At 39.1% G+C, this 15,612-nt stretch carries 13 protein-coding genes and 1 pseudogene; 3 read left to right on the top strand and 11 right to left on the bottom strand.

Annotated features, from left to right (window positions below; translation table 11 throughout):
- Positions 1–3: 3 nt before the first annotated feature.
- The 5 genes from BFP75_RS04595 to BFP75_RS04575 form a co-directional block, all read right to left on the bottom strand.
- On the bottom strand, positions 4–1,206 hold the full coding sequence (locus BFP75_RS04595) for a hypothetical protein (protein ID WP_099543747.1): 1,203 nt from the start codon (positions 1,204–1,206) through the stop codon (positions 4–6).
- A 202-nt stretch (positions 1,207–1,408) separates the two neighbouring features.
- Entirely contained in the window at positions 1,409–2,182 is a 774-nt protein-coding gene (locus BFP75_RS04590; RefSeq protein ID WP_099543744.1) for an outer membrane lipoprotein-sorting protein, read from the bottom strand.
- Positions 2,183–2,209: 27 nt separating this feature from the next.
- The gene (locus tag BFP75_RS04585; protein WP_099543741.1) at positions 2,210–4,567 is read right to left on the bottom strand and encodes an efflux RND transporter permease subunit; all 2,358 of its coding nucleotides are present in this window, start codon (positions 4,565–4,567) and stop codon (positions 2,210–2,212) included.
- A 176-nt stretch (positions 4,568–4,743) separates the two neighbouring features.
- Positions 4,744–5,613: a hypothetical protein gene (locus BFP75_RS04580; RefSeq protein WP_099543739.1), complete on the bottom strand. Its 870-nt coding sequence runs from the start codon at positions 5,611–5,613 to the stop codon at positions 4,744–4,746.
- A gap of 50 nt (positions 5,614–5,663) precedes the next feature.
- The gene (locus BFP75_RS04575) at positions 5,664–6,245 is read right to left on the bottom strand and encodes a TetR/AcrR family transcriptional regulator (RefSeq protein WP_099543737.1); all 582 of its coding nucleotides are present in this window, start codon (positions 6,243–6,245) and stop codon (positions 5,664–5,666) included.
- 776 nt (positions 6,246–7,021) lie between these two features.
- Between BFP75_RS04575 and BFP75_RS22670 the strand changes: the two are divergent.
- The 3 genes and pseudogenes from BFP75_RS22670 to BFP75_RS04560 form a co-directional block, all read left to right on the top strand.
- Positions 7,022–7,203 (top strand): annotated as a pseudogene (locus BFP75_RS22670) (recombinase); the annotation flags it as partial.
- Between the two features lie 135 nt (positions 7,204–7,338).
- On the top strand, positions 7,339–7,608 hold the full coding sequence (locus BFP75_RS04565) for a helix-turn-helix domain-containing protein (protein WP_099543735.1): 270 nt from the start codon (positions 7,339–7,341) through the stop codon (positions 7,606–7,608).
- Between the two features lie 6 nt (positions 7,609–7,614).
- Positions 7,615–7,911, top strand: coding sequence for a hypothetical protein (locus BFP75_RS04560; protein ID WP_099543733.1), 297 nt, complete (start codon positions 7,615–7,617; stop codon positions 7,909–7,911).
- A gap of 272 nt (positions 7,912–8,183) precedes the next feature.
- Here the strand turns inward: BFP75_RS04560 and BFP75_RS04555 are convergent, their stop codons facing one another.
- From BFP75_RS04555 to BFP75_RS04530, 6 genes are all read right to left on the bottom strand, one after another.
- Positions 8,184–8,495: a hypothetical protein gene (locus BFP75_RS04555; RefSeq protein WP_123803320.1), complete on the bottom strand. Its 312-nt coding sequence runs from the start codon at positions 8,493–8,495 to the stop codon at positions 8,184–8,186.
- Positions 8,496–8,717: 222 nt separating this feature from the next.
- Positions 8,718–9,170 carry a pyridoxamine 5'-phosphate oxidase family protein gene (locus tag BFP75_RS04550; protein ID WP_099543728.1) on the bottom strand — a complete coding sequence of 151 codons (453 nt, stop codon included), beginning with the start codon at positions 9,168–9,170 and terminating at the stop codon, positions 8,718–8,720.
- Positions 9,171–9,247: 77 nt separating this feature from the next.
- Complete coding sequence (locus BFP75_RS04545; protein WP_099543977.1) at positions 9,248–10,960, bottom strand: GMC oxidoreductase; 1,713 nt, start codon at positions 10,958–10,960, stop codon at positions 9,248–9,250.
- A gap of 138 nt (positions 10,961–11,098) precedes the next feature.
- Positions 11,099–12,289: a phospholipase D-like domain-containing protein gene (locus tag BFP75_RS04540; protein WP_099543725.1), complete on the bottom strand. Its 1,191-nt coding sequence runs from the start codon at positions 12,287–12,289 to the stop codon at positions 11,099–11,101.
- 2 nt (positions 12,290–12,291) lie between these two features.
- A complete protein-coding gene (locus BFP75_RS04535) occupies positions 12,292–13,500 on the bottom strand; it encodes an MFS transporter (protein ID WP_099543722.1) in 1,209 nt (402 codons plus the stop codon).
- On the bottom strand, positions 13,500–15,602 hold the full coding sequence (locus BFP75_RS04530; RefSeq protein ID WP_099543720.1) for a copper-translocating P-type ATPase: 2,103 nt from the start codon (positions 15,600–15,602) through the stop codon (positions 13,500–13,502). Before BFP75_RS04530 ends, BFP75_RS04535 begins: the two co-directional genes overlap by 1 nt.
- Positions 15,603–15,612: the final 10 nt, after the last annotated feature.

Genomic DNA, 15,612 nt, shown 5'->3' with positions numbered 1-15,612 from the left:
GGTTCAGAAAAATCGGGATATGCTCAATCGTAAAAAACTATCATCCTGAAAGTTGGATAGAATCAATTCAGATGTATCTATATCGTTAAATATTCGGGCTTCAATTTCTGCAGTCCAGCTGCTCCCAAAACGTCTCGATGCCTCAATACTAAAAATGGTGCTTGACTGTTCTAGGTCTTTTATTCCTCCTAAAAGAATGGAGGTGTCCTGAACATCGTTAAAAGCAATTCTACTTCCGAAAAACATGTCATTTTGAAGTGTTGTCAATGCTAGTTCATCGCGCTCATCATAGAGATACTCTCCTAACAGTCCTATGTCCAAACCATTACCATCAATATTACTGAACGTATATTCCAAACCTGCAACCAAAGCAAGAAAATCCTGAGCATCGGCGTGACGGTAGATGGATTCAAATTTCCAAAGGAAAGCGTTGTGTGTTATTTGAACATCAAGTCCGGTTTGATTGATAACGGGATAAAAGGCATTAATATCGCCTGTAGGTGTAAATACAAAAAGTGGCTCTCGGCCATTTCCATAAAAGTGGGATAGCCCAATATCGAATGCTCCCACAAAATACTTCCATCTAAAGGCAAAGTCTTGTCGCCATTCTTCCGCGCCACTTTCATAGCCCAAATCATCTTTATCTATGACTACCCCAAAACGTAGTCGTCCTTCTTCTCCGGCAAACGTGCGTTTTCTGTGATAGGGGAGATAGAAAAAATTAAACGTTCCAAAGTCATTGGTCACCCAACTGAACTGCGCCATTGGTTGCCCCAATTTATCTTCTCCATCAAAGCTTTCCACAGCATCTGTCTGATTGATAATATCTACCAAATGGTTGCTTTCTGCAACACCCCAATACACCTTTTTAAGCCCAATACTCAACTCCCAATTCTTCTTTGCTTTTTGATAATAGAGTTCCCTAATATCCCAATGAGTTCGCACATTATCTCTATCTATTCTTAGGAATCCTTTAAAATTGATGCTCTCATAGCCTTTGTTCCATTCAGCTGAGTATTCAGGTCTAATAGCTAAAGACGGATAGTGATTTTCCTGTCCTGAAAATTGAGCATCTTCATAAAAATATCGGTATTCACCTTCTAACTCCAATTCAAAGTCGTGGGTTACTTTTTTGGGTGTTTCTGATTGCGCTTTTGCGAAAGCGTAACCAAAACTTATTATTATGAATAATATTATTCTCTTCATACGAAATTGTGCCAAAGCCACACGCTACAAAACCATATTGCATTGTAGCGCGTTGTCTTTGGACTTAAAGTGCAGTTCTAGTAGGGGGAAACAAAATTTCTTTTGCATAAGAACTACTGTTTTTGATATTTAAAGCTGACGTTATCATCTTCATTATTCAACAGTAAACGCCAGCCTTAAACACCAACCATCAATCAAAAAACTAATTTCCAGCTCTTTTAAGCGCTACTTGCGTAAAATCATCATCTGTTAATCCAGCATCAAAATTGTAATTGCTGAATTTTAAAATGGTCTCTTTATTGCTCTGGTGATTGACCATATTGAAAGTTCCGGCTCTCCAGAATTTATCTTTGTACAATTTGTAATCGCTATAGGTCAAGGTCTTTAAAAGCGAATTTTTACGGTCGTAAAATTCTATTTTCTCAATGCGATAGCCTTTGTCCTTGTTGTAAGTAACCACCCTTCTTGTGTAACCCGATATTGGGTCTACTGGGTCTTGTTCTACGATAAGGTTGCTTCCTTCTTCTTTCAAAAATTTATAGCTGTACTTTTCTACTTCTTGGGAAGAAAGGTCTTCATAGGCAAATTCACTACCTACAAATGGTCCGGATTTGTTATTTGATGAAATCCGTTTTACTCTGGCAATAGATGGCAAATAAAGCCACTGGTCATCACTGCCTACCTTATGTGTAAAAGTTAAGGTTGCAGTACCTTTGACATCTTTTGGACTATTGAAAACGATAAGGGATTTGTCTCCATCTTCAGTAAGCTCCAAGGTTTTGTTTTCTAGAAATCGTTCACTGGTCTGACCATTTTTGTTTTTTAAGGTCATTTGCAATTCTACGGTACTACTTCCAAAACCTAAGTCGGCTTCTTCAGCAGCTTTTGCAATTTGTAAACCTCTTTCTTCGGCGGTTTGAGCAAACCCCATTGAAAAAGCTACCAATGCAATTGTTGTTATAATCGATTTTTTCATTCTGTATATAATTTTTTATTAGATGTATTAATTTTTTGCTTTAATCTGAACGGTATCTTCTTTCTTGCTCACTAGTATCAGCAATGAGGGCAATAGGATAAAATCTATGACAAGTGCAGCGATGATAATAATGAGTGTGATACGTGCCATATAGCTGTTTAGCGCAAAGGGTGAAGTAGAAAGAATTCCAAAACCAGCCACCAACACTATTGTGGTGGTCACCAATGCTCTTCCAACGGTTTGAAAAGCGTAAATCACAGCTTCTTTTGCGTTGTATCCCAGTTCACGTTTGGCTCTTAAGAACTTGCTCATAAAGTGTACGGTATCATCTACTATAATTCCTAAGGTCATACCGAAAACGAAAACCATACCCGAATTGATAGTTCCTTTGTACAACCACCAAAGCCCGAAACCAACGATTACAGGAGCTACATTCGGAATTATACTTAATAGGCCTAATTTGAAATTTCTGAGGGCTATCATCAGTATCAATGAAATCAGTACGAGTGCCACTATATTTCCATTGAACATACTATCTGCCTGACGGAAACCTAACTTAGAGAACATTAGTGTTGGACTCACGCCTATGGAATGCATCGGTTCTGGTGCATTCTCTTTCAACCAGTTTTCTGCTCGTTCAGTAAATGCTATCATTTCTGCACTGGAACTGTTTTCAAGTGTAGCCGTTACCCGAGTTTCAGATTTGTCTACATTTATTTGATTGTTCAAATCTAGACCGAAGGGTAAAGACAACTCGTAGAGCAAGAGGTATTGAGCAGCTTCATCTCGACTCGAAGGAACCTGATAGTAGGATTGATCATCACCGTGCATTGACCGATTGACCCGTCTTGCCACTTCGCTAAAAGCGTTGGTGTGTACCACTTCCGGTTGGTCATTGAGCCAATCTTCAAATTCGTTTAACTTCTGTAAATATTGAGGGTTATTGATGCCACCACTTTCCCCGCTGCCTACCGAGAATTCCACATTGTAAAATCCTGTTAGGTTTTCATTGATAAAATCACTGTCTTGCCTAAACTTAACAGAGGTATCAAAGTATTCTACAAACTCGTCATTGAAAACATTTAGCGTTGCCAAATAGGTAAGTCCGCCAATAATTGCTAATGATATAACCGATAGACGTAGAGGTTGTCTTGTTACCCAATGACCAAAGCGGGTATACCAATTATTTGGTAAAACAGTTTTTTCGGTATTTGCCTTTTTCCTTTTCCACAGGGGTAAAATGGCCATTAATGCAGGAAGGAATGTGGTAGAGAAAAAGAATGCCATTGTCATACCAAAGGCCACGATATTTCCTAAATCCCAAAAGGGAGGTACTTCACCAAAGTTCATTGTGAGGAAACCAATGACCGTAGTTAGGCTCGTAATAAATACAGGCATAAAATTAAGACGAATACTTTCTACTAGAGCACCTCGTTTATCATAACCTTCGTGACGCGCTTTTTGTAAATAGGTAATGAGGATATGAATACTATCTGCAACTGCCAGCGTTAAAATCATCGTAGGAAATACAGATGACGGTGCCGTAAGTTTTATCCCCATCAATCCTATAAAGCCGAAGGCCGCCATTGCTGAAAACATAAAAACAAGCATTGTGGAAAGCATTGCAAAAATGTTTCGTGTAAGCAAAAAGGTGAGTAATAATACGACTAACACCATCAATCCGACCAAAGCAAATCCTTTTTCAGAATACTCAAAAAACGCGGTGTTTAGCGGAACTAAACCTGTCGTATACACATCAAAATTGGGGTGCTTTTCTTGAAAGTCCGCTACCATTTTTCGAGTTGCGGAAGTTACTGCCGGAATTTCCAACGCACTATCTTCTCCAGGAAGCCGCACCGTTATATTGATTGCAGTAACACTTCCTTCTTCATTGATTAATCGATGAACAAGAAGCGGTTCCTTAAGCGCTTTTTCTTTTATTTCAAGAATTTCAATTTCCGTTTTGGAAGTAGATTCGTAGGAAAGGTCATCCACATACAAATCATCCCCTACGGCACTGGTATGCTGAAAATTTGTTACAGCATCTACTCGCGAAGAGTAGGGAGTGTTCCAAGCTTCCGCTGTAAGTTCTTCGATGGCAACAAGGTTTTCTTTGGTGAAAACATTGCCGTTTTTAGGTGCTAAAACCAACACTACATTATCGTCTTTGGTGTATTTATCTTGTAGTGCGTCAAAAGCTTCCAGTTCAGGATTGGTTTCGCTGAAGAATACGTGATAGTCTCCATCAAATTGCATTTTTCCTTGAGAGGCAAGTCCCATTGCAAGCATAATGGATAGTATAAGCACAGGCCATCTGAATCGGATGACGAATTCTGCCCAGCGTGTCGCTAAGGTCTTTTTTGCATTTTGATTAGGTTCACTCATATGTCAAATTAGTATTGGAAATGGTTTCTCAAATTTTATGTTTAACCCTATTTTTCCTTTGGATAAATGGGTCAATTTCTTGTTCAATAGGGTCATTGTTGTTTAGATTCAGGAATTGAAAATGTGTGACAAATAATTAATTAGGATTTATATTAATGACCGTCGGGTTTATTAAATCAAATTGCCTCCACATCTTCAAGTGGGTACAGTACCTCCTTATCAAAAGAATCAAACTTGTAATTGTTCAAGGCGAAACTGTACACCTTATTATCCAATTTTTTTGGTCCTTTGAACTGTATCTTGACATTACTTGGCAGGAATGCACCAATACTGGTTTCTTTTCTTTCATATCGCGCTGTAGCGTGTTGCATTCCTTTGGGCATTGGCAAAAAGAAGTCATTTATCGTTACTTCCAGTAAGTCAATGAATTTTGTGTTTGGATTGATATAAACCAAGAAACGGTCATACTTTTTATTGGGCTCTTCGCTTCCCCAAGTGACATAAACCGTTTCGTAATCGATGCCATCGAGTTCCTTGGTACCTGCGTATCGTATAATTTCGGCATCGGGTAGATGCATCGGTGCTTCCAATAGGTAATGATAGGTAGCCAACCCCCAGATATAGCGGTCGTGTTCGTGACGTTTCAAGTAGTCACTTCCTACTTCTTTTTTATAACCCTTCCAAGATTGTACTCCTTGTATGGTATTCTTTTTTCTACCTTCTAAGTATTCTAACCGTCCATCGAAACTGTTCGTAGCGAAGCGGAGTTTTAGATTGTTATTATTGTTTCCTGGAAAGGTATTCATAGGCATAATTAGCCAAGCACCTTTCCAGTTGAAGATAGCGTTAGCTTCGTAAACTTTGGTGTCTGAAAGTTTATCATAACCCATTGCCGTTTTGGCTTGGTTTAGAAACTTCTTTCCTTTCTGCTCTTCATTGCTAATAGAGTTTGTTTTTAATGCTTCTGAGCGTAGGTCTACAGACTTGCACGATTGTAATAAACCAATAGTTATTACGATAATTGAAAATTTTAAATAGTGTTTCATTTGATTGTAAATAATTAGACTGTTCTGTTTAATTTAATAGTAAATTTTTTTTATGCTTTTATAAATTTAAAAGTCATATCAAACCAGATATCCATATAAACTCGATTTCTTGTCACTTTTGTCCTTGAGAGCACGCCATAAAAACCAGCATGCAAATACTCTGCTAGTTGGAGGGGAGTGAATTCGTTTGTGATTTCCTTTAAATCCTGACCTTTTGCAACAACAGAGGCTAATATATTGAGCCATCCCACGAAGTGAGTATTGGCTTCCGAAGCAATAGCATTGTTTTGACGGCCCACTTCAACACTCATATTATTTACAAGGCAACATCCCGAATAATCATCTTTTTCATTTAGGTCAATCATCATTGCATAAAATGATTTTAAACACTCAATGGGTGATAGGGAACAATCATCGAAGTAATCTTTCATCCAGCAACCGTTACTTTCGCCATACTGTTTGATAACCTGTTGGGCAAAGTCTTCTTTGGTTTCAAAGAAATTATAAAATGAACCTTTTGGAATACCAGCTTCTTTCAGGATTTGATTAATGCCAACATTATGGTAACCGTTTCTTCTGAAAACGTCAAAGCCTACATTTAAAATATCTTCTTTGTTATACTTATATCCCATATCGGTGCAAATATATGAAAAATATTGAATTTAACCAATTGGTCTAATTCATTTAATTTTCTAAAAGTTTATTACACTATCTAACGCATCATCGGCCTCTCTATGTATAAAATTTGCTCGGTAGTTTATCGTTGTTTTAAGGTCACTATACCTATAAATGCTAGCCTATGTAAAGGAACACTTCATTCCAAAACCAAAATCGTGAACTAAGTCCGCTTATCTAAACTAGACTAAATATCTAGTATGTAATAAGGACGCTTAGCTTCGGAAAACCCTTTGCTTTTAGGAGATAATAACGAAATGCACTAATCTAATCTTATACAGTATTGTTTGCAGGTACAACATAGGTACAACAAAAGCCATTTTCACGCATAATTAATACTTTTAAATCAAATTTATATACATATAAGTATATGATAATCAAATATTTAATATCAATTGATTTTAATTTCCTAGACTTAGGATCTAGTGCCGCAAGGTGTGAGAGTTCGAGTCTCTCCGCCTGTACACTTCGACTGCGCTCAGTGCAAGCGAGGGAAAGCCGACTTTTAGGAGTCGGCTTTTTTATTTTGGTAAAACAATGTTAAAACATTTAGTGATTTATCTTACTATGTTAAGGTATCGTTTAAATCCAAATTCAAAAAGAACAAAAACGATTTGGTTTTCCCCTATATGACGGGGCCAGTCTCAAGGACGAAAAACGTATGGCGATTCGCACTAAAATAATAATAAGAAACTTAAACCGCAGATTGGAGATTGTTGCAGAAAACCTTGGTATTGAAAAAAACTCAGTATGCATATTGCACGTCATAGCTTCGGAAATATATCAGGGGATAAAATACCTATACAAATGCTTCAAAAACTATATAGGCACTCATCTATCACTACTACTGTTAATTATCAAGCTAATTTTATGCACAAAGAAACCGATGACGCATTGGAGAAGGTTGATTTTTAATAACCGTTATGTCATTTGACCAATTAAATGGCTGTTTGTCAATTGATATATGTGGGTGAAGGATAAATTGTTATCTTGTCTCAGAGGTATATTTAAATCAACCAAATACTTTTAATATAATCAGATATTACTGTTATGCAAGTTGTCTGCCTACAAGAAGAAGCCTTTTACGCCCTATTTGATAAGGTAGTTGAGCACGTAGAATCGAAACGAAAAGAGATGCCTGCCAAATGGATCGACGGCGAGGAAGCAATGGGAATACTTAAAATAAAATCTACAACCACCTTACAAAAATTGCGGGATGAGGGAAAAATTGCCTTTTCCCAACCACAAAAGAAAATTATTCTCTACGACCGGGACTCCATAAATCAGTATATTGAGGCACATGTGCGCGAAACTTTTTAATTAATTATGGAAGAAAATCTAAAAGTTGACAAAGATTATAAAGCCGCTTTCAATCTTGGATATGAATTGGCTAAAGAGTTGAATTTGACTACGCCAATGTTCAAAGATATAAGTTCAGGTAACGAGCGTATTAATGCCATGCAAATAGGTATGGAGCAATATAGCAATGAAGTCACTCAAGGGCAGTACAAAGAAAATATCCAACACATAGAATCAGATAAAAAGACATCCGATATTCAAAACATGGATGCAAAGAAGGTTGACCGCAAAGATCTGGGCAAAGGATTGGACTTCTCCAGTTGAGCAATTAGAAAAACTATTGAGTCAATTCAGATAATTAAATCTTGGGCCAACAATAGTTAGGACTAGCTCATAAATACCTTATTTTATGCGTTCATATTCAGTAAATTCATAGATTAACCCGTCCGGTTCTTCCATGCCCGATTCCTTTCGAATTCGCAATCGTTGACCCGTCAATAGGACCACGATAAATGGTTTGCTAACCTCAGAATTAAAGTGGCTTAGTTTTCCTGATTCCTCAAAAGTCCAAGTACCAATTTCTATAAATGACTGGGCTATCTGGCTATGACATGCAACTTCTCCGATTCCCAGAAATAGGAGTTCTTTTCTTGTTGGAATGCCTTTACATATAGTATCATATCGTCTTTTTGGCAACTTTCGATTTGAGCGAATAAATCTTCGGTAGGCTCTAAAATTCCCAACGAATCATTAGGTTGCCCTCTAAATTCTGCAATCCTTTTCCAATCCCCTGCTAGATTATCTTCAATAAATAACAGATTAACCTGCTGTGAACTTTGGTCATCGTCGTTACATGCCATGATAACCAACAATGAAAGTGACAATATGTAAATTGTTTGTTTTAGCATAACTTAACTAATATAAAGTTACTTTTTATCATAACATTCAACATATCCATTTTTAGCATTTTTTCTCCAATTGCAAATAGCGATTGTTCGATGAGTTCAAAGTTATTTTAAATGGTCGTCCGCTAATTATTTTTAAGTTGGCAATTGAGATTCTTACTTTGGAATTTAGACCTGTTAGGGTTCTTAAAGACAAAAAGGTCCATCTGATTAGCGAAGTTGCCTTTACGTTTCCCTGCGTTTTCCCATAATTTCCAGTATTTTAATACGGTAAACAATAGGAATGCCCCTGGAGTATAATTTACTTGAAAATTCGTTGATGAACTTGACTTCTTTATGTTCTTTTCGTTTTATAATACTTTTAATGCCTTCTGTAAATAGGTGTAACTTTTGTTTGGCAATGGTGCCTTCAAGTTCTTCGAATGTGCCGTGCACCATAACCGACTCCCAATTAAACATAGATTGCATTTCTTCGACCTGTACGGTAACCGAGTTGTTTTTTCGCATCGCATCGATTTTATGGCCTTCCGATGTATAGCTAATAATTGTATTGTCTGCATGATCAAAATAATAGGTAATAGGAATCAAATAGGATTTTCCTTGCCATAGATAGGCCAAGTGGCCCAGGTAATTGTTTCTGAGGACATTCGCACTTGCGCTAATTGTTAAATCTGTCATAGTCATTTTTTTTAAAATTACTGATCTTTTAATATGAGTTGTACGATGTGTAGGTTTCGCTTGTATTCCGCCATCGATTATATATTTCCTTTTTTAAGTTGTTTTGCTGCATGGTTTGCGGCTCGCGCCGTAAATGCCATATAGGTAAGGGATGGGTTTACACAGGCTGCGGATGACATAAACGATCCGTCGGTCACATATACATTAGGAACATCATGAACTTGGTTGAAACCATTGAGTACTGAAGTCCTACGATCCCTTCCCATACGGGCGGTGCCCATTTCGTGGATTCCAAGGCCTAGGGCCCCGGGATTGTCAAAAGGCTGGACATCGCGCAGCCCAGCTTTTTTTAGCATTTCGACAGCGGATTCCTTCATGTCCTTCCGCATGGCCCATTCATTCTCCTTGAATTCGGCATCGAAAGTTACCGTAGGTAGCCCCCAACCGTCCAACTTATCATAATCCAAGGTCATTCTATTTTCTTCGTACGGAAGCACTTCGCCGAAGCCGCCAAGACCCATGGTCCATCCGCCTGGTTTCAGGATGGTCTCTTTTAGATCTTTCCCGAAAGATAGTTCGGCGACGGCTTCGTCCCAATTGCCTCTTCCGGCACCGCCTTGATAGCCAAAACCTCGCTTATAATCTTTGCGGTCGGAATCGCCACCAAGATTTCTAAAGCGCGGGATATATACCCCATTTGGTTTTCGCCCCTTATAATATTTGTCTTCAAGCCCTTCAAACTTGCCTTGGGCACCCACACCCAAATGATGATCCATAATGTTCCTTCCCAGCTGATCGGAATCGTTCCCCATACCGTTCGGGAAGCGATCGGATTTTGATTGCATCAATATTGATGTAGAGGCAATGGATGAGGCGCATAGGAAAATTACCTTGGCCTTGAACTCATGCGCTTCCTTGGTGACCATATCGATGACCTTCACGCCGGTCGCACGTTTGGTATTGGAATCATACATCACTTCATGTACAATGGAGTCGGGTCTTAACGTTAGGTTTCCTGTTCGTTCGGCTGCAGGCAAGGTTGAGGAATTACTGCTAAAATATGCCCCAAATGGGCAACCACGTATACAGCGGTTTCGGAACATGCAATGTTGTCGGCCTTCGAATTTTTTGGTTCCAGTAATATTGGCGACCCTTCCTGCCGTGACCACACGGCCATTTAAATTCTCGCTTACCTTTTCCCTAAAATGTTGTTCGACACAATTGAGTTCCATCATGGGTAAAAACTGGCCGTCGGGCAATTGCTTCAGCCCAAGATTTTCCCCCGATACCCCGATGTAGGCCTCTACTTTGTCGTACCAAGGGGCAATGTCCTTATATCTAACGGGCCAATCCACTGCGATTCCCTCGCGCTGGTTGGCCGTAAAATCGATATCGCTCCAACGGTAACTATGTCGCCCCCACATGATGGAACGCCCTCCCACATGGTAGCCCCGCATCCAATCAAATCGTTTGATTTCGTTGTAGGGGTGTTCCAAATCGTTCACGAACCACAGGGCACTGGCCGCATTGGTCGTGTACCCGGTCCTATTTTGCTTTGGTTGTTTTTTTAAATCTTCCTGGGTTGGTTTCCCTCCGTTCGGTAAGTCCCATGGATCTTTATAGGCCGTTGGATAGTCCGTGATATGACGTACCATTCTTCCACGCTCCAAAACCAAGGTCTTAAGGCCGTTCTCACAAAGTTCTTTGGCGGCCCAGCCACCGCTGATGCCGGTTCCCACAACAATCGCATCATAGGATTGCTGTTCTTCGTTGTAATAGAATTTTTTCATTGTCAAATCTTTTAAAAAGCCATTCATTCTTTCGCTATCTTAAAATGTATAAATGACTTTGTGTTCACATTTTTATCATCTTTTAGCATTTAGTTTTCTAATCGGGCTCCATAGTTCTTATAACCATTTATCAATATTCTATAACCTGTAGTCTTTCAAAAACCTTAAATGGGGAAGAAAGGTGAGTAAAAGCATCGCCGTACGAACCATTTGATAGGAAACCCAATTTGCCAACCTGTTGAATATACCTGCTCTTTGTTTGAGACTCTCCTTTGTAATTTCGCTACACTCGCTGATAACCTTTTCAAAGTCAGCGCGAAGGTTTTCGGCAAATTCTACGGAGTGAATTTCCACGTTCATTTCAATACTACCGTAGCAACTAAGACTGTTCAGGTTAAATGAGCCTACGGTGGACCATTTTTTATCTACCACGGAGGCTTTACCATGCACTACGGATTTGTTCCACTCATATATCCTCATATGGTGGTTTAAAAAAGAGGAATACAAATGTTCGGTTGCCCTACGTACCAACGGTACATCACTAACCCCAGCCAATACGACTATTATTTTTATACCCTTTTCACTTGCCTTTTTTAGGGCTTTTGCTATCCGCCTTCCAGGTAAAAAATATGAGCCTACGATTACTATTTCTTTTTCGGCATGGAGAATGGCATTAGTATAGGCATCACAGACTTCGGTTTTACTTTTAAGCCAGTCGTTTTGTAAGATTCCAACCCTTGCTTTGTTCACCAAATGCAGGACGGGATTTACTTTTTTCGAACTCCGTTGTTTAAAAAAATAATCCTTGCACAGATTCTGTAAATCTACTGCTACAGGGCAAACCAATTGCACGGCATAATCAAGCCAGGGTTCAGAATCTTGGGTTCCATGGTATTTATCGGCAATATTGATCCCACCGATGAGTGCTGTTTTTCCGTCGGCAACGACTACTTTGTGATGCATATGCCTACCGAGATAAAAATTGTTCCAAGAGAACAAAGGGGAGAAAAAACGTAGTGAAATACCATGTTGTACCAAATCATGGACATAACTATCGGGGAGCGTAGCGCTACCATAGGCATCCAGTAAGACATACACTTTGACTTTTCGTTGGGCTGCTTTCTTCAGTAGAGCAGCTATGCGATTTCCAGTACTATCGTTTTCAAAAATGTAGGTTTGTAAATGTATTTCCTTTTGCGCCTTTTCAATTATTTTTTCCAAACGATGAAAATAGTCTTTGCCCGAATGGACCAACTCGATATAGTCTTCATTATGGCCCACAACGTGCAATACTTTTTTGATATTATCTTCTGCTGATTTGTGCGTCATCGCTATTTCCTTAAATAGTAAACCAATCCTATTGCAACCAAAACGACCGAGCCTGCAATTATAAAAGGGTAGTAAAAGCCACCGGCGAGCAACCAAGTTCCCAATACGGGTCCTAAAATCTGGCCGATACTGTTTGTGGAGCTTTGTATGGAAATGTTTCTTCCCGTATCTTCCTTAGATAACAAAGAGACGGCTGAAAGCAGATTTGGGGTTACCATCGCACCACCACTGGCAAATAGTATTATCATACCATATACAGATAGCTCATTGCGCAAAAAAGGGAATACAATAAGTGAAAGTCCGGTAATCACTAAGCCTAACGTGATTTGCTGTTTCGAGGTCATTATCTTTTCCCCATAAGTAGCAAAAACAGGCTGTAAGACTGCCATCACAGAACCGCAAAGCATAAAGCCAATACCGACTTGACTACTATTGAACGCCAGCTCGTCCTTGCCATAGATTGAAAATACGGTTTCAAACAGGGTCACAACAAATTGCATTACAAAGGATAGCAGCAACAGTATGATAAAATAATTACTAAAAGTAAAATTAAATTTTATCGTTTTTTCTCTGATCTTGGTCACTATTGCCGTGTTCTTCAACCATTTTAGAATAACGAACAATACGATCAAACCCAATACTGCGGCAAAGAAAAATGGAACCGAAAATCGGTCAAAATGAAATACGCCAAAAGAATATTTCAAGTGCACGTTGGTCTGTGATAACAGCCCCCCCAAAACAGGGCCAAAGATAACACCCGAACTGATTGCGACCCCTGACCACGCCATTATTTTGGTCCTACGCTTTTCCGAGGTTATATCACTTAGATAGGCATTGCTGACGGGAATTACCGAAGAGGTAAATATTCCTCCGATTATACGGGCTACATACAACATGGTGAGCGAAGTTGCCAGACCGGTCAATAGGTTCATTGTTATAAACCCGATAAGCCCAACCAGAATTATGGGCTTACGACCATATTTATCGGAAAGTCTGCCCCACAATATTACAAAAATTAATTGAAATAGAGGATAAATGCTGGTAAGTAACCCAATATGGAAGTTGATTAAATCGGTGTCGAGATTGTCTTTTAAAGCTAATCTTTCGGTATAGTAGGGAAGGGTTGGCAATAAAATACCATAACCCAACATCACTACAAATAAACTCAACAGGATTAAAGATATCCTGTTGAGCTTTTCTTTCTTGTTCATTATTTTTTACCGATTTTTCGCTTTAATAATTGTGCATTAATGGCCACTATAATCGTGCTCAAACTCATAAATACAGCAGCTACGGCTGGTCCCAATACGAATCCAGTTGAATATAGTACACCGGCTGCTAAAGGGATGGCCACGACATTATAACCGGTAGCCCAGATCAGGTTCTGGATCATCTTATTATAGGTGGCTTTGCCAAACAAAATTAAATTAGCAATGTCTTTCGGGTTGCTGTTGACCAGAATAATATCGGCTGTTTCAGCAGCAATATCGGAACCAGAACCTACGGCAACACCAACATTTGCTTGTGCCAATGCTGGTGCATCATTTACACCATCGCCTGTCATGGCAACAAATTCACCTTTAGCCTGTAATTCTTTTACAATTTCAACTTTTTGATGGGGCAATACTTCGGCATAATAGCCATCCAAACCAAGTTTATCACTTACGGCTTTGGCAGTTTTTTCATTATCTCCAGTAGCCATATATACTTTAATATTGTTCTTTTTAAAGGTTTGTATCGCACTAGCGGATTCAGGTCTAATTTCATCTGAAAGGGCTATATATCCTGCCAATTTTCCATCAATTAAAACGAATACTACAGTTTCTGCGGCATCGCTGTAAGCGTCTTTTGGAATGGCAATTTTTTCATCACGTAAATAGCCTGGGCTTACCACCTTTATTTGTTTGCCTTCCACATCGGCTTCTACACCTTTGCCAGTAATCGCATTAAAATTTTCTGGTTTTGGAATGGTAATGTTATCTTCTTTTACTTTTTTGATAATCCCAACAGCGATTGGATGTTCAGAACTTTGTTCCAATGCACTTGAAAGTCTTAAAATTTCCTCTGTTGAATACTTATCGGTAACAGATTCTATTCGGGTAACACCAAAATCACCTTTGGTTAGTGTTCCTGTTTTATCAAAAAGCAAAGCGGATATTTTTCTGGACTCTTCAAACGCAGTTCTATTTCGAATAAGCAAGCCATTTTGTGCTGAAACTGCGGTAGAAATCGCAACCACAAGTGGAATGGCAAGTCCTAAAGCATGCGGACAGGCAATTACCATAACGGTAACCATTCTTTCCAAAGCATATACGAACGGAAAACCTAAAGCCAGCCAAACTGCTAATGTTCCAAAACCAATTACTAAAGCGATGTAGGTCAACCATTTTGCAGCCCTATCTGAAAGGTTTTGCATTTTGGATTTAGTACGTTGTGCCTCATCGACCATTTTAATAACCTTGTTGAGGTAGCTGTCCTTACCTGTATGTTGAACCTTTACTTTTAAGGTGCTGTTGCCGTTAATGGAACCGCCGATTACTTTGTCATCCAATTCTTTTTTTACTGGTTTAGATTCGCCTGTGAGCATGGATTCGTTTAGGTAACTGGTGCCTTCGGTAATAATACCGTCTGCCGGTACTTTTTCTCCAGGTTTTATTAGGATGATGTCATCTTTCACCAGGTTTTCAAGACTAACATCTTCAATTTTATCGCCCACAACTTTGTGCGCTTCCGAAGGTAGCATGCTCACCAATAATTGCAACGCCTTGGAAGCACCTAAAACTGATTTCATTTCCAACCAATGCCCCAAAAGCATAATGACAATAAGCGTACTCAATTCCCAAAAGAAATCTTCGCCTTTAAGTCCGAAAACGGTTGCCGTACTATAAAAATAGGCAACACTGATAGCCATGGAGATTAGGGTCATCATTCCTGGACCTTTAGCTTTAATTTCCTTATAAAAGCCTTTTAAGAAAGGCCATGCGCCCCAAAAATATACAAAGGACGATAGGATAAACAGCACATAGGGATTTCCCGGCAATAAATAATCATAACCAAAAAATTCCTGTATCATTGGCGAGAAGAACAGAATTGGGATGGTAATTATCAATGATACCCAGAACCGTTTTCTAAAGTCCTTGACCATCATTTTATGATGGTCGTGACCCATTTGACCGTGACCCGGATTGTGACCTGAATGGTCTCCACCTCCGTGATTCATTTTAGAGTGGTCTTCTTTTTTGTGTTTCTTCTTTGAATGGTCCATTTTAGAATGGTCCATTTCTTCGTGATTGTGATGTTCGTGATTTTCCATTGTATTCTAT

The organism is Maribacter sp. 4G9 (genome assembly GCF_002742265.1).
In the GTDB taxonomy this organism is placed as follows: Bacteria; Bacteroidota; Bacteroidia; order Flavobacteriales; family Flavobacteriaceae; genus Maribacter.
The sequence above is the reverse complement of the archived record's forward strand: the minus strand, read 5'-3'. Positions and strand labels throughout refer to the sequence as shown.